Below are 20,788 nucleotides of genomic sequence, written 5' to 3'. Positions count from 1 at the left end.
CAAATCATTGTCATGTTATAAAAAAAACTGCCTCCAAATGTGGAGACAGTTCAAGATTTGATTATTGACCAGATTGCTGGTTGTTTTGATTTGTGTTAGTAGTATTTTCAGTCTGTTGTTGTTCTGTAGTTGCTGATTCTCCCGTACTATTACGATTCTTTTTTAAGTCAAAGTATGCATCCATTACTTTTCGGCCAATTAAGTTATTCACACTCGGCCCACTATTTCCTTGGTATGCCCATGGTACCATAACAGCCAAAGCTACTTCAGGATTGTCTGAAGGTGCAAAGCTAACAAGACTTAAGTTCATGACTGGTGTACCATATTTAGATTTATCAGACCCGTAATAAAAGGCCTGTGCCGTTCCTGTTTTACCAGCTGGGTGGTACGGAGCACTTTTAAAGTAACTAGTAGCTGTACCATCGCCCACCTGCATAACCATGCGGAAACCTTCTTGTACTCGTTTGATCCATTGTTCTTTCATATCCACACGATTTAATACTTTAGGTTGCATTTCTTCAATAATAGGACCTAATTCATTATTCTCCATTATTGGCTCGCGAATTTCCTTAACGATATGTGGCTGCACACGATAACCACCGTTAGCAATTGTAGAAACATACTGTGCAAGCTGAATCGGTGTATAGGTATCATATTGACCAATGGCAAAGTCAAGAAGCAAACCTGGTTTCTTTTCTGAACCCGGAAAACCGCTCGCTTCGTTTGGCAGGTCAATCCCAGTCCGGGTACCAAGTCCAAATTGACTAAAGCTCTGTCTCATTGTATTAAATGTCTTTTCTGTATCTAATATTAATGGTCCGTTAGGGACATAACGTCCATGGGCCATCGCAATAACTGTTTTCCACATATAAACGTTAGAAGAGACTTGAAGTGCTCTTAAGTCATTGATTCTTCCAAATGTTTTCCAGGATTTTTTCACCTGTGTACCTTTAATAACTAAAGGTTCATCCAGTTGAGTGTCTCCAGGACTTATTGCTCCCGTTTTATAACCCGTTAGGATGGTTGCTCCTTTAACAGCAGAACCGACGTTATAGGAGGATGTAATATTTCCTCCAGCAAAGTCTTTCATTACGGTCTTACCCTCTTTGTTCTTACCAATCTGCTTTCCGGCCAATGACAAAATTTCTCCTGTTTTAGGATTCATGACTACTACAAAAGCACGATCCAATAGTGCAGTATTTGGCTTTTTCTTGGCATCCCACATCTCATCTTCAATAATTTTTTCTACCTGCTTCTGTAAATCCATATCAATGGTTAAAACAAGGTCTTTTCCCCTTTTCCCTTCAGAAACAACTTCAGTAGAAAGAACTTTCCCAGACTTATCTGTCACATTTTTCACTTTAGCTTTTTGACCATGAAGGACATCCTCATACTTTAATTCAATATAACTTTGTCCCACACGGTCATTTCTGCTATAGTCTCGGGCAAGATATTTACTTACCTGTTCTTTTGGTATTCCTGCCTCAGATGATGAAACATTCCCTAAAATGGACCCTAATGTATCACCAAACGGATAGGTTCGGTCCCAATCAGTGGTTGTGTCCACACCTGGAAGATTTTCTAAGTTTTCACTAACAATCGCAAATTCTTCAGGTTTTACATCTTTATTTTTTACGATTTGTGGTGTTAGTGCATATCCGCTATTGAATTTCCTATAAATCGCTAGGACTCTCATTGCCTTTTGATCATTTTCTAGCTCCATAAGATCATCATTTTCAATTCTATCAATTTGCATTTGATAGATTTCTTTGTCAGTTAATTTTTTTTGCTTATATTTATCCCATTCTTTTTTAGAGATTAAGGCCTTTGCCTTTTCAGGATACTTCATAATCCAAAAGTCTTTTTTATCTCTTACAGGTATTTTTTTTGTGTCCATCTCAATAAATTTCGCCAATTTCTCTGCTGTTTTCAACATTTCTTCTTGCGTAGTACTTTGATTCTTTGTATAAGTAATGGCATTTAAAGGTTTATTATCAACTATGGCTTTCCCATTTCGATCATACATTTTTCCTCTTGGGACAGGGTTATTTACGGTGATATCCTCTGTTCGTTCAATTTCCCGTTTAAAATCATCACCAAAAACAATTTGTAATTCACCCAAGCGAAGGATGAGAATGGAAAACAGCGCAAAAACCACAAAAAATAACATATTTAAACGGAACGGTACATGCGTCTTCTTTTTTTTCTTTTTATTCAAGGTTCTTACACACTTCCTTTTTTTCAAGGCTTAACACAACATCCTCTATTTTATAAGAAAATGAGCTTTTTTTCTATGAATAACCCTTACCAATTTTGCGTATTTCGACATTTTTTATTAAATTCTCTTTGAAATGGAAAATGAGGCTGATTTGTCAGCCTCATTACGCTACGGGTAATTGAACCCTTTTTATAAATAAATAAATCAAAGAATGACCTGCACCTAATATTAACAATAATATAGGAATACTTTGATCCTCATTAAACCATGTGACTGCGGCAATAAAGGCAAGGATAGAAACGATTCGTCCTAAGTTTAGAAAGATTTCTCTTACAACGATATACTCAATTCTCATTTCTGCAGCTTTCCACCCGTTTCCTATCACATCATAGGTAGTTGACATATACGGGACAAGCAAGAGTGGATAGGCCAGAGCAATCATAGCAGCATAAATTAACAGTTTTACGAAATTTACATCCCAGACAATGATTAAGACGGCCGCATATAGTATTAGACCACCAATAAGAATGGCTTTTTTGCGATTGTTCTTTTTGATTAAGCGGGATGCAAGGTAATAAGCAACAAAGGAAATGCCCGAGTTAATCAAACCAAATGTACCTAGAGCCATTTCACTTCCAGTTGAGATATAAACAAACACGGAGATAACAAATAAAAACGTCCCTTCTCTTAGTCCCTGAAAAAAATGGGCATTGGTAACGAGACGCCAATTTTCATTTAGTTTTCTTTCCTCTAATATACGTCTAAAACAATATCTCCCTGCAGCAGGTCTCGGCTTTAAAGAAAAGCTGATAAACACAGCAAGTGCAAATAATGCTAAGGACAATCCAAATACAAAGGTATATCCGGTGAATTTTTCAAATCTAGTGATGATGAATCCAGCAGCTAATGGACCTATCATTCCCCCTGCTGAGCTAAGAATTCCTAAAAATCCGTTAAAAAAATCTCTAGTTTCTGGTTCTGTAATTTCAAAGGTTAAAACATTGTAGGCTAGCCAATAAAAACCATACCCTATACCCAGGAGACTGCCCAAAAGTAATAAAAAGGAGGAAGCCTTTGTTCCAGTAATTAATACCATTAGATAAAAGATAGCCAAGAAAATCACACCGATTCTAAGTACAATAACCCTATCGATTTTCTTTGCCCACCGTCCTGCTAAGATAAACGTCAACAGTTGTAAAACGACAATTGAAAGATTATAAAGTGCTAGATCAAAATAACTTCCTGTTTGTTTCCATAGGTATATATTCACAAATGTATTGGAAAGAGCAACACTTAATGAATATAACCCTCCAATAACTAACAAAAGTGTTAGATCTTTTGTTAATTCTACATCACCTAAAATTTTTGATTTTTTCACCATTAAAACTCCCCTTTATCTAAAGGGTAGTCTTTAACAAGAGAGTGGTTTCTATTCAAATTTTTCGGGTATCGGAACAAACAAAAAGACAGCTGCTTATAAAAACAGCTGTCTTTTTGTTTTTATTTGGAATTATTTTGCTTCGTTGTAACGTTTAGCAACTTCATCCCAGTTTACAACGTTCCAGAACGCACCAATATAGTCTGGGCGTTTGTTTTGATATTTTAGGTAGTAAGCATGCTCCCAAACATCTAAGCCAAGAATAGGAGTTTTACCTTCCATTAATGGAGAATCTTGATTTGGAGTGCTTGTTAATTCTAATTCACCGTTTGACACTGATAGCCATGCCCAGCCAGAACCGAAACGAGTAGTTGCAGCCTTTGCAAACTCTTCTTTGAAGCTTTCTATGCTTCCAAATTTGCTGTTAATTGCATCTGCTAATTCACCAGTTGGTGCACCGCCACCATTTGGTGAAAGGATTTGCCAGAATAAAGAGTGGTTTGCATGTCCACCGCCATTGTTACGTACAGCTGTACGTACTGCTTCTGGAACAGCATCTAAGTTTGCAATTACTTCTTCAACAGATTTAGAAAGTAATTCTTCGTTGCCTTGTAATGCTGCGTTAAGATTTGTTACGTATGTGTTGTGGTGTCTTGTGTGATGAATATTCATTGTTTCCTTATCAATGTGTGGTTCAAGAGCATCTTCTGCATAAGGTAATTGTGGTAATTCAAAAGCCATGTTAAATTCCTCCTATGTATTCATATTATTTTTGGGCTAAAGTCAATCAAAAAATCCAACGATTTTTCGAATTTTCTTAAGCTTTGTAGCTTAAGAGTACCAAAATTAGTAAAGCGTTTCAAATAAAATGCTTAGGCTAACATATTTACAATCCCCATTTCAACGATTTTTATTCATAACTAATAATATTTCGAAAAAGTGTCATGATTCTACTTCCTTTTTTCTGTTAAGCTGTAATATATAGGGAGTGATAATGATGGAAAGCAATATGGTTTCTATATATAATTTAATGATTCAGTTTTTCCAGACAAAAGAACCGATTCAAAAAATTAAGTCTGGTTCGGTCCTTTTTCAAGAAAAAGATTCAGTAGAGTATGTTTACTTATTACTTAAAGGAAGTATTGCACTTGGTAGAGTCCATTTAAAAGGAAAAGAGTTTATTTTAAAAGTCTTGAATAACCAAGAGTTAATTGTTGAGTATCAGTTGTTTAAAGCAAATCCCCATTATCAATTTTATGCGAAAACTTTAACTGATTGTGAAATGATGCTCGTCAAACGGGAGCATTTTGAAGAATTTATCTTAACAGACCCTGAAGCAATGAATGCGCTCGTTTACTGGTTAAGCACTGGTTATCTTAAAGCACAGATGAAATGCCAGGACTTAATTATGAATGGAAAAAAAGGAGGCCTGTATTCCATTTTGATCCGCTTGTGCAATTCATATGGTGTGAAGACAGATGATGGCATCCTTATTGACCTTCCGCTAACACATCAGGAACTAGCTAACTTAACCTTTGGAACACGAGAGGTAATTCAACGTTCTTTGAAGGAGCTTCGAGAAAAGGATATCATTTCATATGATAATCAAAAGATCACTGTTAAAAAGATAAACTGCTTAAAGGAAGAAGTAGATTGCCAAAATTGTTCCTTCGAAATTTGTGGTTTAAATTAAAAAGCCACCGAGGTGGCTTTTTAATTTAAAACAACTACTAGGAAATATCCGATCATTATTGCTTGAATGATGGTTTTTGTCACTACACTGCTTATAAAGCCTATTACAGAACCAAAGCCAATTTTTATGCTATCCGTAAAGTTTCTTTTATTGAAGATTAACTCTGCTGCTATTGCACCAATAAAAGGGCCAATTAAGATACCCAACACGGGAATAATAAATGGTCCAAAAATAAGACCAATTGTACTTCCCCAAATACCGGCTTTGGAGCCCCCATATTTCTTAATGCCAATCATATTTGCAATATAATCAGCCACAAACAATAAAATGACAAACAATCCTTGAATTACCCAAAATAACCAATGAAAGGGTTCGAAACTAAAAAACACGCCATACAATAGGAAACCGGCTACCAAAAATATGACGCTAGGAATGATAGGGTATATCAATCCTACGAAAGCTACAATAAATAAAATGGCTATTAAAGACCAATACACTATTTCCATCTTTTCATTCCTTTCTATGATTATTTTTACGAATGAGAATCAAAAAGGTTTCATAAGGCATTCTTGTATATAAGGCCTACAAAAGATACAATAGAATGGAATCTGTATAAAGGTGGTCACTATGAATATTTTTAAACAATTTATTAAAAGTATCTACTCTCCAAAAGATATTGCCTTATTTCGTTTCCAAGGTATCGGAAAAACTATTCTTTATGTGTTCTTTCTAACATTGATTTCCGTTCTACCTGCCATTATTTATTTTAGTACAGCCTTAACCACTGGAATAGATACCGCTGAGAAGATTCTCACGAATGAATCGCCTGATTTTTCAATAAAGAATGGACAACTATCAGCAAAAACCGATGTACCTGTCATAATTAATCGTGAGAACTTTACGATTATCATCGATCCAACTGGCACTATGACTGAAACCGATGTGGAGAACGAAGGAAATGCATTTGCCTTGTTAAAGGATGAATTCGTCCTTACTGCAGCAGGACGGACTGATACATCACCCTATTCCATGTTTGAAGGTTTAACTAAGGATGAAATGCTTAAATTTATCGATACAATTGCTGGAGTAAAGGGTGTAATTATACCTGTGGTTTCGCTGCTTATTTACCTCTTCTCTAGTGCCGCCAGCTTTATTGAAGTGTCCATCTTAGCATTAATAGGTCTTGTATTAAAGAACCTATTAGGAAGAAAGCTAAATTATCGCCAATTATGGAGAATGGCTGCATATAGTGAAACGTTGCCTACGCTATTTTTTACAATTATGGCAGCTATTAAAACCACTGTACCTAACAGTGCGCTAATCAATTGGTTTGTTGTGATTATCGTTCTATACTTAGCCATAAAGGAAATTCCAAGACCAAAAACGATTAAAAGAGATGCACCATAATTGGTGCATTTTTTTTATCTAGTTCTTTTTATAGTTGGACAAGCATAGGTATGTACAAACTTTCCATTTTGGAGGCTTGTCCGATGAAAAAACTTTTTGGTTTGTTATTATCTGTTTTAATCATATATGTTATTTATTTTGATTTAACTGTTGGCACACTACCCACTTCAGCTCCTCAACATGTCGATGCACAGGTGGAGAACACCACTAAAGTAAACAATAATAAACCTAATACAGATATCCCTGCATTTGAAGCAAAAGTAAAACCTGGCGATACTGTTATTTCAATCGTTGAAAACGAGTTAGATAAATCTCTTCCTGTTTCTATAACCGAGCTTATTGAAGATTTTAAGAAGCTCAATCCAGGAAAGTCTCCTGAGAAAATTCAGATTGGCTCAACCTACGTTTTTCCTGATTACTCAAAAAAATGAGGATAATCGCTTCTTCTTGTCAAAAATAGTGGTAGACTGATAAAATAAAGTCGAATTGATTTTAGAACCCATATTCGAATTCCAATTTAAAGGAGCGAATTCCACGTGAGTGAAATTATACATCGCACAAAAACCCGGCCGGTTAAAGTTGGTAATTTAACAATTGGCGGGAATAATGAATTAATTATTCAAAGTATGACTACAACTAAGACTCATGATGTTGAAGCAACAGTTGCTGAGATTAAACGTCTTGAGGAAGCAGGTTGTCAAATTGTTCGTGTGGCATGTCCAGACGAACGAGCAGCAAATGCTATTTCAGAAATCAAAAAACGAATTAATATTCCCCTTGTGGTAGATATTCATTTTGATTATAAATTAGCTCTTAAAGCTATTGAAGGCGGAGCAGACAAAATCAGAATTAATCCTGGAAACATCGGTAAGCGTGAAAAAGTGGAAGCTGTGGTTAAAGCAGCAAAAGAACGCGGTATTCCTATTCGCATTGGGGTAAACGCAGGTTCTCTTGAAAAGAAGATCCTTGAAAAATACGGATACCCTACTGCAGATGGAATGGTCGAGAGTGCTCTTCACCATATCAAAATTCTCGAGGATTTAGATTTCCATGACATTATTGTTTCCATGAAAGCATCAGATGTTAATCTGGCGATTGAAGCTTATGAAAAAGCTGCACGGGCATTTGACTATCCATTACATTTAGGAATTACAGAATCCGGAACACTATTTTCTGGAACTGTAAAGAGTGCGGCAGGGTTAGGTGCTATCATTAGTAAAGGAATCGGTAACACCCTTCGTATTTCTTTAAGTGCAGACCCGGTTGAAGAAGTGAAAGTAGCAAGAGAACTATTGAAAGTTTTCGGACTTTCTTCTAATGCAGCCACATTAATTTCTTGTCCAACTTGTGGTCGAATCGAAATTGACCTAATCAGTATTGCAAATGAAGTCGAAGAATATATCCAAAATATCAAAGCGCCAATTAAGGTTTCAGTTTTAGGCTGTGCTGTCAATGGTCCTGGTGAAGCTCGAGAAGCTGATATCGGAATTGCAGGTGCCCGCGGTGAAGGTTTGCTTTTTAGAAAAGGTGAAATCGTTCGTAAAGTTCCAGAGGCTCAAATGGTCGAAGAATTGAAAAAAGAAATTGATCAAGTTGCGGAAGAATATTTTCGCAAAAAAGCTGAAGAAGAGAAAGTGAAGTAATAAAAAGTAAGAAACCCGGTATCTGCTACCGGGTTTCTTTTTGCTCCTAGGCTGCGTTCATGTTAAAAGAACGGAAGAATAAACATACCAAGAATGATTGAGATGGCACCAATACCTATTGCCCAGGCACCAAGCCCCTCAGCACCTCTTCTTCTAGCAACAAACCCTAACACAATACCGGCAGCACCAAAAAGAATTGGCATAACAAACAGGGACAAAATAGAAAGAGCAATTGCAAGGGTACCTATTCCGGTCCCTCCCTCTGCTCTTTCCCTATCCCCTGTACGCACATCTCTTCGAACTACAGGTACTGGGGCTGCTATTTCGGCAGCAGTTTCTTCTCTGTATCCATGAGAATGGATTGGAACTGATGCTCCAATTTCAGGAACAGGATCGTCTTTTTTCAATGAGTAGCGAGTTTTTATAGGCTCGGCAACTTCAGTTGCTACTTCTTCCCTAAACTCTGATGGAGAATTGGGGATATCCTCGCCTATAATTGAACTTCGAAGGGCTTCCTGAACTCTTGTGTCTCTTTCGTCTGCCATCCTAATCCCTCACTTTCAGTAATAGGAGCATTTATTATTGTTAGCTTCCTTCAAATTTTTAATATGTTAATGTTTAACTGCATTAGTTTTTTATTTCATTTACCGAAAAAATTTACTTATAAATAAATACTTTATTGTTAAGCTGTCTTTGGTAAAATAAAGATAGTCTATTGCAATTTGAAGGTGAGCCTAATGAGAAGAAGATTTGGAATTGATATCGATGGAACGGTAACTTGCCCTAAATCGATACTGCCTTTTATCAACAAAGCTTTTGGAATGGAAATTATGTACGAAGACGTGAATCAATATGACTTGACGCCATTTGTTAATGTATCAGAGAAAGAATTTGCACAATGGTTTGCCAAGAATGAACCACTTATATATAAGGAATCTCCGCTTGCAACAGGTGCAAAAAAAGTCCTTAACAAGTGGAAACATAAACATGAACTGTTCTTTATTAGTGCTAGGGGCTCCCATTTACTAGAAGTCACTGAGAATTGGTTTTTTGACCAAGGATTAATCTTTGACCATATTGAATTAATTGGTTCCCACGATAAAGTGGAAACAGTAAAAAAGCATAAAGTGGAAATCTTTTTCGAGGATAAACATGATAATGCGATCATGATTCATGAAGAATGTAAGATTCCGGTTATATTATTTGATACCCCGTACAATCAAGACCCTATTCCAAATGGAGTTATACGGGTTAATAACTGGTTAGAGGCTAATGATTGGGTTGACGAATGGTTAAAACAACAAGGGGTCAAACCTCAAACAGCCAGCTTCCATTTATAGGATAATAAAAAACAGCTTGTGCTCCCACAAGCTGTTTTTTTCTCTAATTCAAACATTCCGGACAGCGGCCATATATCTCAAATTTATGTCCTGAGACATCGTAGCCTTTCAAATTTTCACTTAGACCATTCATAGGACAAGTTTCAATTTTCTTGGTTTTACCACAGTCTAAACAGATAAAATGGTGATGATGGTGGCTACTCGAACAAGTAAAACGGAAATGTTTTTCCCCAGATAACTCTGTCATTTCTAAAATCCCCATATTGACAAATAAGGATAGGTTGCGATATATCGTATCAAAGCTTAGACCTGGATAATCATCCTTTAACTGATCGAGGACATCCTTAGCGGTTAAATATTTATCGCTGTCGGCAAACAATTGAAGCATGTCTTCTCTTTTTCCTGTTTGCTTAAATCCATTTTCCTTTAGGTATTGGATTGCTTCGTTAACGTTCATTTAGCACCACCTCCTAATGCACCAGTTAATTTTTTGTAAAAAATAGAACATACAAGAATAAGAACGGCAAGCATAACAATGGTCCCACCTGGAGCCAAATCTACATAGTAGGCAATAAAAAGACCGCCCAATACTGCTAATTCACCAAAAAGAACGGATAAGAAAATGGTTTGTTTAAATCCCTTTGCGATCCGAATACTGGCAGCAACTGGCAACGTCATTAAAGAGGATACCAGTAGAATTCCAACAATTCTCATAGAAGCTGCAATAACCAAAGCAACCATAACAATAAAGATGAAATGAATACTTTTAGCAGCAATCCCAGATGCTTTCGCATGCTCTTCATCAAAAGACAGCAAAAACAACTCTTTATACAAGGAAATAATAACTAGAATAACCAAAATACTTATGATAAGAATAACCCATAGGTCTGTACGACTTACAGCAGAAACACTACCGAACAAATAACTAAACAAGTCTGTATTAAATCCATTCGCAAGTGAAATAAAGATAACGCCTAGTCCAATCCCGCTTGATAAGATAATGGGAATGGCAAGCTCCTGATAATGTTTATAAACCCCTCTTAGTTTTTCAATAAATAAAGATCCGCCTACTGAAAAAACCATACCTAAATATAGAGGATTTAAACCTGCCATGATGGCAAATTTCTTTTCAATAAGAAGGCTGGCTGCAATACCGGCAAGTGTTACATGACTAAGTGCGTCAGCAATTAAAGATAATCTTCTCACAACGATAAAAACACCGAGCAATGGAGCTAGTATCCCGATCATGATTCCGGTTAAGAAGGCATTTTGTAAAAATTCATAATGAAAAATTCCTTGAATCATTTTCTGGCGCCTCCGTGTTCATGGTGATGAGCGAGTAAATGAACGTCATGGCCATAAAACTCAGACATCCCTTCCCCTCTCAACTCTTCAAATTCTTTTGTTTCACCGTGAAAATGTAAATGTTTATTTAAGCAAGCAACATGGGTGACCTTATCGGAAATAGTGCCAATATCGTGTGTAACCAACAGCAATGTAATCGCACGATTTTGGTTTAAATCACCGAGCATTTGATAGAAGGAATTTACGTTTTCAGCATCCACTCCTACCGTTGGTTCGTCAAGAATCAGCAATTTGGGTTCACTGACTAGCGCTCGAGCAATAAACACTCTTTGCTGCTGACCACCAGAGAGTTCTCCAATATTTCTGTTACTAAATTCTCTCATGCCAACTGCTTCTAAAGCCTCAAATACCTTCATCGAATGTTCCTTTTTAAAGAACGTAAACAAACCGAGCTTTTTTGTTAACCCGCTTGCCACTACTTCAAATACGGTAGCAGGGAAACCTGTGTTAAATGAATTAGCCTTTTGTGACACATACCCGATCTTCTGCCAATCTTTAAATTTAGAGATTTCCTGACCAAATAAAGTGATGTCGCCTTTCTGGGGTTTTAATAGCCCTAATATCAATTTTAACAATGTTGATTTTCCTGACCCATTTGGACCCACAATAGCTAAAAATGAACCGTCAGGAATGGACATGTTTATGTCCTCTAAGACTGTATCCTTTTCATATCGATAAAATAAATGTTGAATATCAATTATTGATTGCATGTTTGCACTCTCACTTTTTAATTATAGGCTCTGTTAAACTTGCCTGTTGATTTCCGCTCCAGGCACGAGCGGTTCGTGGGCGTTTCGGCGAGCCTCCTCGGCGCTTGCGCCTGCGGGGTCTCTCCTGAACCGTACTCCCACAGGAGTCTTCGCGCCTTCCACTCCAATCAACAGGGTATAAAAATCAACAATGTTCATTAACACAGCTTAATTATAAGAATCATTCCGATTTAACTTAATGTAGTATACAATACGATATTCCGATTGTAAAGCATACAGCAACTAGGCAGGTGCACTCCACTTTTTAAATCCTTTGTCACACTCCCGTTTGTTTTTCATACATTAGCATGGAGGAGTGATGAGGGTGAAAATATTTGAAAACATCATTAATCATAAGATCAACACGATTACTGCTGAAGAGTTAGTCAAATATGCCAATCAATTTAATATTAAAGTAAACCAGCAACAGGCTAGGAAGATTGCAGAATACTTACGTGGTAAAAACATAAATATTTTTGATGATACACAAAGAAGTAAATTAGTAAAAGAAATTGCAAAAGCAGCTGGTCCGGAAACAGCGCGCGAAGTCAATAAATTATTAATGCAATTTTCAAAGCAGTAATAAATGTTACATTGAAAAAAGCTGTGCAGATTGCACAGCTTTTCCTTATGATTGCATGATTATATCTAACAGATTTTCATTAAATGTCTGATTGCGTAGCATCTCTATTTCCTGTTTATACGGTGCCTTTTTATTGTTCTTATCTTCTCCAACAAAAGGAGTTTCAAGAATCTTAGGAACATCCATCAATTGTGGATGGTGAACGATATAATTCAGAGCCTTAAAGCCAATATGACCAAAGCCAATATTTTCATGGCGGTCCTTCCTCATACCAACTGCATTTTTACTATCATTGATATGAAGTACCTTTAGCTTCTCCAGGCCAACAATTTTATCAAATTCATTTAAGACACCATCAAAGTCTTCCACAATGTTATAGCCGGCATCATGCGTATGGCATGTATCGAAACAGACGGATAATTTATCACTATAATTAACCCCATCCATAATCATTGCAATTTCTTCAAAAGATTTACCACACTCAGATCCTTTTCCAGCCATGGTCTCTAAAGCAATTTGCAGTTGTTCCTTACCCGTCAAAACCTCATTTAATCCTTCAATAATTTTCTTAATTCCTGCCTCTGTGCCTGCACTCACATGGGCACCAGGATGAAGGACAATTTGCTTTGCACCAAGCGCTTCTGTTCTATCTATTTCACTGCGGAGGAACCTTACACCTAACTCAAATGTGTCAGGATTTGTGGTATTCCCAATATTAATGATATAAGGAGCATGGACTATAATTTCTGAGATTCCATTCTCCTCCATATGCTTTCTTCCTTCTTCGATGTTCAGGTCTTCAATTTTCTTTCTTCTGGTATTTTGTGGAGCACCTGTATAGATCATAAACGTATTTGCACCATAAGATACTGCTTCTTTACTAGCTGCAAGCAACATATCTTTTCCGCTCATCGACACGTGTGACCCAATTTTTAACATCTTATTCCTCTCCATTCAATCTCTTATTTCTTTTTCTGGTTCAATTTCCGCTGACGTTTCTTTATTTTGTCCATTTCCCATTGCATTTTCTTTTTATAACCTGGCTTTACTTTTTGTGGCTTCTTCACTAGGGTTTTAGCTGTTTTAGCTGCTTCATCTTCTTTTCTAACTCTTGTCTTTCTCTTATTTCGTTCATCTATTTCAACAAAACCATCTTTTTTAAGATCCACATGTTTAAATTGAATACCCATTTTTTCTATCTTGTTTAACGCATCTTCATCGGAATTCTCATAAATGGTAAGGGCAATCCCTGTATTGCCTGCTCTCGCGGTTCTTCCTACCCTATGGATATAAAAATCCAAATCTGTTGGAAGTTCATAGTTTATAACATGGCTGACACCTTCAATATCGATACCCCTTGAGGCGAGGTCAGTTGCCACGATATATTGGAACTCCAAATCCTGAATTTGCTTCATCATTTTTTTACGTTCCCGTGGGTTTAAGTTCCCATGAACACGGCCAACCTTTAACCCTTTTTCATTTAAGTAATACGCTACCTCTTCAGCCATTTTTTTAGTATTCGTAAAAACAATCGCTAAATAGGGATTGTAAGCCAGTAGGACATCATGAACAAGCTGCTTCTTACTGCGATGTCTGGTTGGTAAAAGAACATGTTCTAAATTTTCAGCAGCTTTATTTTTTGCATCAATATGAACCGTTTTTGGATTTTCCATATACTTTTTTAAAAAAGGTTTTAGTTTTTCAGGTATGGTCGCAGAAAAGACAAGCATTTGCAAGTTCTCCGGCATCTTTCCAGCTACCTGATCCACATCTTCAATAAATCCCATATCTAGAATCATGTCTGCTTCATCAACAACAAAGATTTCTGATGTATGAATGAAAAGAGCTTGTTCAACCATTAAATCCTTTATTCGTCCTGGAGTACCCACAACGATTTGAGGCTGTACCTTTAATTTTTCAATAGTCCGCTGTTTGTCAGTCCCACCAATATAGCATCTTGTCATGATTTGACTATCTGGACTGCAGTTTTCTGTTACTTTTAAGATTTGATGATAAATTTGTGAGGCTAATTCTCTTGTCGGTGCAGTAATAACTGCTTGTACCTCTTGACGCTTTGGATCAATTTTTTCAAGGATAGGTAATACATAGGCAAATGTTTTACCTGTTCCTGTTTGGGATTGGCCAATCGCACTTTCTCCCTTAAGCACTAATGGAATCATCCGTTCCTGAATTTCCGTTGGACTTAAAAAACCAAACTTATTCAGTGAATCTATAATAAAAGGTTGAAACTTAAAACGATCAAATTTATTTACTTTCATGTAAGGGCTCCTTATTCTAAAAATATCCAATGGTTTAATGTAGTTTTTCTTTACCAGCATGTACCTACACTTTTCACTCCATCATGTTATTATATTAAAGTTTCTCTTAAATCACCAGCTAACTATCTATATATTTCTCATCTTTTACATTTTATCCGATTTTTAAAATGAAATTTAGTTAATAACTTGTGTAGAATACCTAAACAAAATTAGGGTAAATGCATATTTTAAAGCATGAGGGAACGAAAGGAGGTCGTGGTATGCAACCAAGACCAAGAGTACCTATGCAAGGCGGTATGGGCGGCCCAGGTATGTTTGGAGGCAGAAATCCGATGATGGGGGCTGGGAACAATCCTTTTGCCGGAAGAAGCCCAATGATGGGACCTAGTATAAACCCCTTTGGAGGAGGAAACCAAATGATGAGGTCAACTGCCAATCCATTTGGGGGAAGAAATCCGATGATGGGATCGATGGGAAGACAAATGAACGGTGGCGGCGGGCTACTCTCAAAAATTTTGGGTAGAGGAAACCAAGCTGGCGGTGCAGGTGGACTTATGGGTGCACAAGGAGCTGGAAGGGCTGCATCAGGCGGTGCAGGTGGATTACTCCAGTCCTTAAGTAACCCAGGCGGATTAAACTCTATTCTCAATAATACCCAACAAGTATTAAGAACAGCACAATCTATAGGCCCTGTCATTCAACAATATGGTCCAATGGTCAAGAATCTCCCGGCCATGTGGAAGCTCTATAAAGGATTTAAAAATGCATCAAAGAGTACGGAAGAAACAACGGATGGGAAAAGTAATCAATCAGTAGCCGTTATGGATGAAGAGTCTTCAACGAACGAGCAAACTGAAAACCGCCGTACAGGAAAACAATCTAGTCAAAAGAAGCAACAAAAGCCCGCTAAGAGTAGCGGACAACAACCAAGAGGAAATTCCATTCCGAGAATGTACATCTAACATGTGAATGCTGGAAACAGCATTCTTTTTATTTCTCGCTATTCCAAAAGGAAAAATGTATCTTTGTATTCTATCTATTAGTTTTATATAATATATACATAGTCTATTAAACAATGTCTTTTAGGAGGACTTCATATATGCAAATCATAAAGATATCTCCACGCGGATACTGTTATGGTGTGGTCGACGCTATGGTCATCGCCAGAAACGCCGCATTAGATAAATCTTTGCCACGTCCAATCTACATTTTAGGAATGATTGTTCATAATAAACATGTTACAGATGCTTTCGAGGAAGAAGGAATCATCACACTAGATGGAAAAAACAGAAAAGATATTCTTGATAAGGTAGAATCAGGGACAGTTATTTTTACTGCCCACGGGATTTCTCCAGAAGTGCGTGAACTTGCTAAAAAGAAAGGCCTTGTAACCATTGATGCAACATGTCCTGACGTGACAAGAACACATGACCTCATCGAAGAAAAGACCCAACAAGGTTACCACGTCATATACATTGGGAAAAAAGGGCATCCAGAACCTGAAGGAGCTGTAGGTGTTGCTCCTGGCATGGTTCATCTGGTGGAAACCCCGAGTGATGTTGAGGCATTAACCATTGATTGTGAGAAGCTTCTCGTAACGAACCAAACGACTATGAGTCAATGGGATGTTTCGGATACGATGAAAAGGGTTCAACAAAAATATCCTCATGTTGAGGTTTATAATGAAATTTGCCATGCAACCCAAATACGCCAAGAGGCAGTTGCCGATCAGGCCACTGAAGCTGACGTTACTATTGTTGTAGGAGATCCAAAAAGTAATAATTCTAATCGCCTTGCACAGGTTTCAGAAGAAATTGCTGGTACAAGGGCGTATCGTATTGCAGATATTACTGAGTTAGAAATTGATTGGATTAAGGATGCTAAGACGGTTGCTGTTACATCCGGAGCCTCCACACCTACTCCTATTACAAAGGAAGTCATAACGTTCTTAGAACAATTTGATCCGAACAATGAAGCCACTTGGGAACGGAGAAAAAAAGTTCAACTAAGTAGAATATTACCTAAGGTTAAAAAGGCCGAAAACGAGTAAAAGAAAAGAACCGCGTCTAACGTTAGACGCGGTTCTTTTCTTTTTGTCTCTGTTTAACTTGCCTGTTGATTTCCGCTCCAGGCACGAGCGGTTCGTGGGTGTTTCGGCGAGCCTCCTCGGCGCTTGCGCCTGCGGGGTCTCCCCTGAACCATACTCCCACAGGAGTCTTCGTGCCTTCCGCTCCAATCAACAGGGTGTATAAATCAACACTGTTCTTTAACACAGCCTTCTTTTTAAATGAATTGGAAAGGATCCGTATTTACTTCAGAAGGGAATATCTCTACTTCATATCCTTCTTCTCTACACATCTTTTGCAAGGCTGCTGTCAATCCTTTTTTCATGACCTTTTCAACATTATGCCCAGGATCAATCATATTAAGGCCTTGCATCATGGCATCATGTGCAGTGTGATAATAAATATCTCCTGTTACATATACATCGACTCCTTTGTATTTGGCATTCATGAAATATTTATTTCCATCGCCACCCAAAACAGCAACCTTTCTAACCTTAGAAGATAGATCGCCTACTACTCTTACTCGTTCCACATCAAGTGCGGTCTTTACTTTTTCTGCAAACTCTCCAAGAGTCATTTCACTCACTTTTCCTATCCTACCTAGACCAAGCACTTCCCCTTTATTTTCAGTAGGATATATATCGTAAGCTACTTCTTCATAAGGATGTGCTTTAACCATCGCAGTTATAGCTTTTTTTAGAAGCGGTTCTGGAACTATGGTCTCAATCCGAATCTCATCTACCACTTCTAACTGACCAGGCTGTCCCACAAAGGGATTTGTATTCTCACCAGGCAGAAACCGCCCGGTGCCATTTGTAGAGAAGGTACAATGACTGTAATTCCCTATAAAACCTGCTCCGGCTTTGCCAAGTACGTTTCTAATTTCTTCTGCATGGCTTGCAGGTACAAAAACCACTAATTTTTTTAACTTCGTGTCAAAGGTAGGGACTAGTACTTCTGGTTCCTGTAATTCTAATGCAGCTGCCAAGAGGTCGTTTACTCCTCCCTTTGCAACGTCAAGATTGGTGTGTGCCGCATAGACTGCAATGTCGTGTTTTAATAGCTTTTCAACCATTCTACCTTGTGTTGTATCCGTTAGTACATTTTTTAGTGGGCGAAAAATAATTGGATGGTGTGCAATGATCAGTTGTACATTTTTTTCTATAGCTTCATCTATTACATCTTCCAGCACATCCAGAGCAATCATCACCCGATCAACCTTTTTATTTAACCTTCCAACTTGCAGGCCAATTTTATCGCCTTCCATGGCTAAGGATTTCGGTGAAAACTGTTCAAAAAGCTGAATAATCTCATGCCCGTTAGGATTCTTCAAGTTTCAATACCTCCTCAACTAGCCTTATCTTGTTCAATAACTCTTGCTTTTTTTCTACTGTTTCAGCCGTTTCGCCTGCACTCTCTAACTGATCTACTATTCGCTTCCAATTTTTTATTTCCATGGTCCATTTTTTTTGAAAGGCTGGTTCTTGATTTTGACTTAGAAATGGCCCTAATAAAAGACCACTTTCTAACTGATTTTGATAAGGTTTAGAGGTATCTCCTTTTTCAGCAACAAGGACTTCGTAAATTTTCTCGTCCTCTTCCATAATTTCTTCCGCAACAAGTTCCCAATTATTTTCTAAGAACCATTTTCGAATAGAAATTGCACTAATATTTGGTTGCAATACTAACCTTTTGACAGATTCGAGCTTTTCTTTCCCATTTTCTAATATACTTGTGATTAAAGAGCCACCCATTCCTGCAATAGTAATACAATCCACTTCTCCAGGCTGAATGACTTCTAAACCATCACCCATTCGTACAGAAATAATAGAAGATAAACCTTCCGATTGAACATTTCTTTCGGCCGATTGGTATGGTCCTGCAGCAACCTCTCCTGCAATAGCAAAAGAAATTCCGGTACTTTTGGCTAAGTAACAGGGTAAATATGCATGATCAGAGCCAATATCTGCAATCCTAGATCCAGCAGGTACATATTTAGCCACTGTAGCTAATCGGATTGATAATTTATCAGTATTCAAAAAATCACCACTTTACAAATTATAATATTTTTTTAAATCGCTTTTCTCATTATAAAAAAAAGTCCTTCACTTATGCAAAGGACTTCTTTAAAAACGTTAAATTATTTGATTGTTTTTAACCAATCTGCCATTGCTCCAGCTTTATCTGGTGAAACTAGACCAGCTGGCATGTTACCTCTACCTTTTGTTACGATCTCTTCTAATTGTTCCTTAGAATACTTGCTACCAACACCTTTTAGCGTAGGACCAACTACCCCTTGGTACTGATCACCGTGACAAGCAACACATGTTTGCTTATAGATGTCTTCTGGTTTAGATGCAGCTACTTCCGTCTTCTCGCTGCCTTTTCCTTCACCCTTCTCACTAGCTACTTCTTTCATATCACCAAGGCCTTTGAAAGACATGACAAATACAAGTACGAGTCCAAAAACCATGATAAGAATAAAAGGAATTACTGGATTACGTTTCATGCAATTAACCTCCCTTATGTACGAACATCTGTTAATAAATAAATAGTCTACAAACAATTACTATTTTACTTGAAAATGAACAGAAGGAAAAGCCCTAAACTTATTTTATCACTATAATCTTTGTAAAAAAGAAAAAAGAGGTAAATTAACGAAAATAATTAATTTACCTCTCTTAGCTTTCCCATATTTACTTTTAGCAACCAATTAATCGCGAAATAACCATTCGTTGAACTTCAGATGTCCCTTCACCAATTTCAAGCAGTTTTGCATCACGCATCATTCTTTCCACATGATACTCCTTCATATATCCGTATCCACCATGTATCTGAACAGCCTGACTCGTTACTTCCATACAGATTTCAGATGCATATAGTTTACACATTGCAGCTTCTTTTGAGAACGCTCTGCCTTGATCTTTTAACCAAGCAGCTTTATACACCATATTTCTGGCTAATTCAATTTTCATTGCCATATCGGCTAATTTAAACTGAATGGCCTGAAAAGAGGAAATGGATTTTCCAAATTGCTTCCGTTCCTTGGCATAGGCAAGTGCCTTCTCATACGCGCCCTGAGCAATCCCCACTGCCATAGCTCCAATCCCAATTCGGCCCCCATCAAGCGTAATCAAAAACTGTCTAAAACCCTCTCCTCGCTTTCCTAAAAGATTTTCGGAAGAAACTCTTACATCCTCTAATACAAGCTCCGTGGTATTCGAAGCATTCAAACCCATCTTTTCGTAATTATCAATAATCGTAAAGCCGTCAGAATTAGTAGGAACGATAATCGCACTGATTTCTTTCTTCCCGTTATTTTCACCAGTTATAGCTGTTAAGGCTAAATGCTTTGCGAAGCTTGCGTTAGTAATGAAACACTTATTCCCATTTATTATGAATTCACCATTCGCTTCTCTAGCGGAAGTTCTTGTACCGCCCGCATCTGAACCCGCATTGGGTTCCGTTAAGCCAAATGCACCAAATGATTCACCTGTACAAATAGGAGTTAAATATTTTTGCTTTTGTTCTTCAGTCCCAAACAAATGAAGGGGAGCTCCACCTAATGAAATATGAGCAGAATAGGTAATCCCTGTCGACGCACAAGTTCTACTTAATTCTTCAGTTACAATGGCAAAGCTGACAGTATCTGCTCCAGCACCGCCGTATTCTTCAGGGAATGGAAGTCCCATAATCCCCATTTCAGCAAGCTTTTTAAAAATTTCTACTGGAAATTGTTTAGTTTTATCTCTTTCAATAGCACCAGGTGCTACCTCTTCATCTGCAAATTGGCGAATAGTTCTTTTAATCATATCTTGTTCAGCTGTTAAGTCAAAATTCATTTTTATCCCCCTTGAAACAACTTTGTATGCGCTTTCTTTATTTATTATAAAAGAAACAACCGAAATTTCTCAACATTTAAAAATTTTATAAAATAATTAATTATTTAAAAATAATAAAAATAGTAATACAACAAAGTTGCAAGAAAAGAATTGACACTATTAACACAGAGAATAAGAAACAAGAACAAGTTTATTCCTTTTCCAAAAAAATAAAATTCATTAAAA

22 protein-coding genes are annotated in these 20,788 nt (G+C 37.3%); 8 read left to right on the top strand and 14 right to left on the bottom strand.

All coding sequences use genetic code 11. The features are described from left to right. Nucleotides 1–61: 61 nt before the first annotated feature. The 3 genes from RCG25_RS08130 to RCG25_RS08120 all read right to left on the bottom strand — a co-directional run bounded on the left by RCG25_RS08130 (nt 62) and on the right by RCG25_RS08120 (nt 4,337). Complete coding sequence (locus tag RCG25_RS08130) at nt 62–2,170, bottom strand: peptidoglycan D,D-transpeptidase FtsI family protein (RefSeq protein WP_308084125.1); 2,109 nt, start codon at nt 2,168–2,170, stop codon at nt 62–64. Nucleotides 2,171–2,381: 211 nt separating this feature from the next. Next, complete coding sequence (locus tag RCG25_RS08125; RefSeq protein WP_308083163.1) at nt 2,382–3,599, bottom strand: MFS transporter; 1,218 nt, start codon at nt 3,597–3,599, stop codon at nt 2,382–2,384. Nucleotides 3,600–3,728: 129 nt separating this feature from the next. Then, a complete protein-coding gene (locus RCG25_RS08120) occupies nt 3,729–4,337 on the bottom strand; it encodes a superoxide dismutase (RefSeq protein ID WP_308083162.1) in 609 nt (202 codons plus the stop codon). Between the two features lie 253 nt (nt 4,338–4,590). On the opposite strand from RCG25_RS08120, the gene RCG25_RS08115 reads away from it, so the two are divergent. After that, nucleotides 4,591–5,289, top strand: a complete 699-nt coding sequence (locus RCG25_RS08115; protein ID WP_308083161.1) for a Crp/Fnr family transcriptional regulator — start codon at nt 4,591–4,593, stop codon at nt 5,287–5,289. A 20-nt stretch (nt 5,290–5,309) separates the two neighbouring features. On the opposite strand, the gene RCG25_RS08110 is transcribed toward RCG25_RS08115, so the two are convergent. Beyond that, nucleotides 5,310–5,795 carry a DUF456 domain-containing protein gene (locus RCG25_RS08110; RefSeq protein WP_308083160.1) on the bottom strand — a complete coding sequence of 162 codons (486 nt, stop codon included), beginning with the start codon at nt 5,793–5,795 and terminating at the stop codon, nt 5,310–5,312. A 121-nt stretch (nt 5,796–5,916) separates the two neighbouring features. Here RCG25_RS08110 and RCG25_RS08105 point away from each other — a divergent pair, with 121 nt between their 5' ends. The 3 genes from RCG25_RS08105 to ispG all read left to right on the top strand — a co-directional run bounded on the left by RCG25_RS08105 (nt 5,917) and on the right by ispG (nt 8,339). Further along, a complete protein-coding gene (locus tag RCG25_RS08105; RefSeq protein ID WP_308083159.1) occupies nt 5,917–6,696 on the top strand; it encodes a DUF1189 domain-containing protein in 780 nt (259 codons plus the stop codon). Nucleotides 6,697–6,779: 83 nt separating this feature from the next. Further along, on the top strand, nt 6,780–7,127 hold the full coding sequence (locus RCG25_RS08100) for a LysM peptidoglycan-binding domain-containing protein (RefSeq protein ID WP_308083158.1): 348 nt from the start codon (nt 6,780–6,782) through the stop codon (nt 7,125–7,127). A 114-nt stretch (nt 7,128–7,241) separates the two neighbouring features. Next, complete coding sequence (gene ispG, locus RCG25_RS08095) at nt 7,242–8,339, top strand: flavodoxin-dependent (E)-4-hydroxy-3-methylbut-2-enyl-diphosphate synthase (protein ID WP_308084124.1); 1,098 nt, start codon at nt 7,242–7,244, stop codon at nt 8,337–8,339. Nucleotides 8,340–8,401: 62 nt separating this feature from the next. Here ispG and RCG25_RS08090 read toward each other — a convergent pair whose 3' ends face one another. Further along, nucleotides 8,402–8,884: a hypothetical protein gene (locus RCG25_RS08090; protein ID WP_308083157.1), complete on the bottom strand. Its 483-nt coding sequence runs from the start codon at nt 8,882–8,884 to the stop codon at nt 8,402–8,404. A 192-nt stretch (nt 8,885–9,076) separates the two neighbouring features. Here RCG25_RS08090 and RCG25_RS08085 point away from each other — a divergent pair, with 192 nt between their 5' ends. Continuing rightward, nucleotides 9,077–9,679, top strand: coding sequence for a 5' nucleotidase, NT5C type (locus tag RCG25_RS08085; protein ID WP_308083156.1), 603 nt, complete (start codon nt 9,077–9,079; stop codon nt 9,677–9,679). Between the two features lie 43 nt (nt 9,680–9,722). Here RCG25_RS08085 and RCG25_RS08080 read toward each other — a convergent pair whose 3' ends face one another. Genes RCG25_RS08080 through RCG25_RS08070 form a run of 3 tightly spaced genes read right to left on the bottom strand, consistent with a single transcriptional unit; the run spans nt 9,723 to nt 11,754 of the window. Then, nucleotides 9,723–10,136 (bottom strand): zinc uptake transcriptional repressor Zur, encoded by a 414-nt coding sequence (locus RCG25_RS08080; RefSeq protein WP_308083155.1) that lies wholly within the window; start codon nt 10,134–10,136, stop codon nt 9,723–9,725. Continuing rightward, nucleotides 10,133–10,984: a metal ABC transporter permease gene (locus tag RCG25_RS08075; protein ID WP_308083154.1), complete on the bottom strand. Its 852-nt coding sequence runs from the start codon at nt 10,982–10,984 to the stop codon at nt 10,133–10,135. The genes RCG25_RS08080 and RCG25_RS08075 overlap by 4 nt, the downstream gene beginning before the upstream one ends. Continuing rightward, the gene (locus tag RCG25_RS08070; protein WP_308083153.1) at nt 10,981–11,754 is read right to left on the bottom strand and encodes a metal ABC transporter ATP-binding protein; all 774 of its coding nucleotides are present in this window, start codon (nt 11,752–11,754) and stop codon (nt 10,981–10,983) included. Before RCG25_RS08070 ends, RCG25_RS08075 begins: the two co-directional genes overlap by 4 nt. Nucleotides 11,755–12,118: 364 nt before the next feature. Between RCG25_RS08070 and RCG25_RS08065 the strand changes: the two genes are divergently transcribed. Beyond that, nucleotides 12,119–12,376: a DUF2624 domain-containing protein gene (locus RCG25_RS08065; RefSeq protein ID WP_308083152.1), complete on the top strand. Its 258-nt coding sequence runs from the start codon at nt 12,119–12,121 to the stop codon at nt 12,374–12,376. A gap of 45 nt (nt 12,377–12,421) precedes the next feature. On the opposite strand, the gene RCG25_RS08060 is transcribed toward RCG25_RS08065, so the two are convergent. Both RCG25_RS08060 and RCG25_RS08055 read right to left on the bottom strand, forming a co-directional pair. Continuing rightward, nucleotides 12,422–13,315: a deoxyribonuclease IV gene (locus RCG25_RS08060; RefSeq protein ID WP_308083151.1), complete on the bottom strand. Its 894-nt coding sequence runs from the start codon at nt 13,313–13,315 to the stop codon at nt 12,422–12,424. Between the two features lie 23 nt (nt 13,316–13,338). Then, nucleotides 13,339–14,655 carry a DEAD/DEAH box helicase gene (locus RCG25_RS08055; RefSeq protein ID WP_308083150.1) on the bottom strand — a complete coding sequence of 439 codons (1,317 nt, stop codon included), beginning with the start codon at nt 14,653–14,655 and terminating at the stop codon, nt 13,339–13,341. 260 nt (nt 14,656–14,915) lie between these two features. Here RCG25_RS08055 and vrrA point away from each other — a divergent pair, with 260 nt between their 5' ends. Then, on the top strand, nt 14,916–15,617 hold the full coding sequence (gene vrrA / locus RCG25_RS08050; protein WP_308083149.1) for a VrrA/YqfQ family protein: 702 nt from the start codon (nt 14,916–14,918) through the stop codon (nt 15,615–15,617). Between the two features lie 137 nt (nt 15,618–15,754). After that, nucleotides 15,755–16,705 (top strand): 4-hydroxy-3-methylbut-2-enyl diphosphate reductase, encoded by a 951-nt coding sequence (locus RCG25_RS08045; protein ID WP_308083148.1) that lies wholly within the window; start codon nt 15,755–15,757, stop codon nt 16,703–16,705. 233 nt (nt 16,706–16,938) lie between these two features. Here RCG25_RS08045 and RCG25_RS08040 read toward each other — a convergent pair whose 3' ends face one another. The 4 genes from RCG25_RS08040 to RCG25_RS08025 form a co-directional block, all read right to left on the bottom strand. Continuing rightward, nucleotides 16,939–18,054, bottom strand: a complete 1,116-nt coding sequence (locus RCG25_RS08040; RefSeq protein WP_308083147.1) for a Nif3-like dinuclear metal center hexameric protein — start codon at nt 18,052–18,054, stop codon at nt 16,939–16,941. Further along, nucleotides 18,041–18,760, bottom strand: coding sequence for a tRNA (adenine(22)-N(1))-methyltransferase (locus RCG25_RS08035; RefSeq protein WP_308083146.1), 720 nt, complete (start codon nt 18,758–18,760; stop codon nt 18,041–18,043). The genes RCG25_RS08040 and RCG25_RS08035 overlap by 14 nt, the downstream gene beginning before the upstream one ends. 101 nt (nt 18,761–18,861) lie before the next feature. Further along, nucleotides 18,862–19,230 (bottom strand): cytochrome c550, encoded by a 369-nt coding sequence (cccA, locus tag RCG25_RS08030; RefSeq protein ID WP_308083145.1) that lies wholly within the window; start codon nt 19,228–19,230, stop codon nt 18,862–18,864. Between the two features lie 193 nt (nt 19,231–19,423). Further along, the gene (locus RCG25_RS08025) at nt 19,424–20,563 is read right to left on the bottom strand and encodes an acyl-CoA dehydrogenase family protein (protein ID WP_308083144.1); all 1,140 of its coding nucleotides are present in this window, start codon (nt 20,561–20,563) and stop codon (nt 19,424–19,426) included. Nucleotides 20,564–20,788: the final 225 nt, after the last annotated feature.

Source organism: Neobacillus sp. PS2-9 (genome assembly GCF_030915525.1).
Taxonomy (GTDB): Bacteria; Bacillota; Bacilli; order Bacillales; family Cytobacillaceae; genus Neobacillus.
The sequence above is the reverse complement of the archived record's forward strand: the minus strand, read 5'-3'. Positions and strand labels throughout refer to the sequence as shown.

What these genes read in the sequence shown, in the direction of transcription:
- RCG25_RS08130 (WP_308084125.1), bottom strand. Translation starts at nt 2,170, where the DNA reads ATGTTATTTTTTGTGGTTTTTGCGCTGTTTTCCATTCTCATCCTTCGC.
- RCG25_RS08125 (WP_308083163.1), bottom strand. Translation starts at nt 3,599, where the DNA reads ATGGTGAAAAAATCAAAAATTTTAGGTGATGTAGAATTAACAAAAGAT.
- RCG25_RS08120 (WP_308083162.1), bottom strand. Translation starts at nt 4,337, where the DNA reads ATGGCTTTTGAATTACCACAATTACCTTATGCAGAAGATGCTCTTGAA.
- RCG25_RS08115 (WP_308083161.1), top strand. Translation starts at nt 4,591, where the DNA reads ATGATGGAAAGCAATATGGTTTCTATATATAATTTAATGATTCAGTTT.
- RCG25_RS08110 (WP_308083160.1), bottom strand. Translation starts at nt 5,795, where the DNA reads ATGGAAATAGTGTATTGGTCTTTAATAGCCATTTTATTTATTGTAGCT.
- RCG25_RS08105 (WP_308083159.1), top strand. Translation starts at nt 5,917, where the DNA reads ATGAATATTTTTAAACAATTTATTAAAAGTATCTACTCTCCAAAAGAT.
- RCG25_RS08100 (WP_308083158.1), top strand. Translation starts at nt 6,780, where the DNA reads ATGAAAAAACTTTTTGGTTTGTTATTATCTGTTTTAATCATATATGTT.
- RCG25_RS08090 (WP_308083157.1), bottom strand. Translation starts at nt 8,884, where the DNA reads ATGGCAGACGAAAGAGACACAAGAGTTCAGGAAGCCCTTCGAAGTTCA.
- RCG25_RS08085 (WP_308083156.1), top strand. Translation starts at nt 9,077, where the DNA reads ATGAGAAGAAGATTTGGAATTGATATCGATGGAACGGTAACTTGCCCT.
- RCG25_RS08080 (WP_308083155.1), bottom strand. Translation starts at nt 10,136, where the DNA reads ATGAACGTTAACGAAGCAATCCAATACCTAAAGGAAAATGGATTTAAG.
- RCG25_RS08075 (WP_308083154.1), bottom strand. Translation starts at nt 10,984, where the DNA reads ATGATTCAAGGAATTTTTCATTATGAATTTTTACAAAATGCCTTCTTA.
- RCG25_RS08070 (WP_308083153.1), bottom strand. Translation starts at nt 11,754, where the DNA reads ATGCAATCAATAATTGATATTCAACATTTATTTTATCGATATGAAAAG.
- RCG25_RS08060 (WP_308083151.1), bottom strand. Translation starts at nt 13,315, where the DNA reads ATGTTAAAAATTGGGTCACACGTGTCGATGAGCGGAAAAGATATGTTG.
- RCG25_RS08055 (WP_308083150.1), bottom strand. Translation starts at nt 14,655, where the DNA reads ATGAAAGTAAATAAATTTGATCGTTTTAAGTTTCAACCTTTTATTATA.
- vrrA (WP_308083149.1), top strand. Translation starts at nt 14,916, where the DNA reads ATGCAACCAAGACCAAGAGTACCTATGCAAGGCGGTATGGGCGGCCCA.
- RCG25_RS08045 (WP_308083148.1), top strand. Translation starts at nt 15,755, where the DNA reads ATGCAAATCATAAAGATATCTCCACGCGGATACTGTTATGGTGTGGTC.
- cccA (WP_308083145.1), bottom strand. Translation starts at nt 19,230, where the DNA reads ATGAAACGTAATCCAGTAATTCCTTTTATTCTTATCATGGTTTTTGGA.
- RCG25_RS08025 (WP_308083144.1), bottom strand. Translation starts at nt 20,563, where the DNA reads ATGAATTTTGACTTAACAGCTGAACAAGATATGATTAAAAGAACTATT.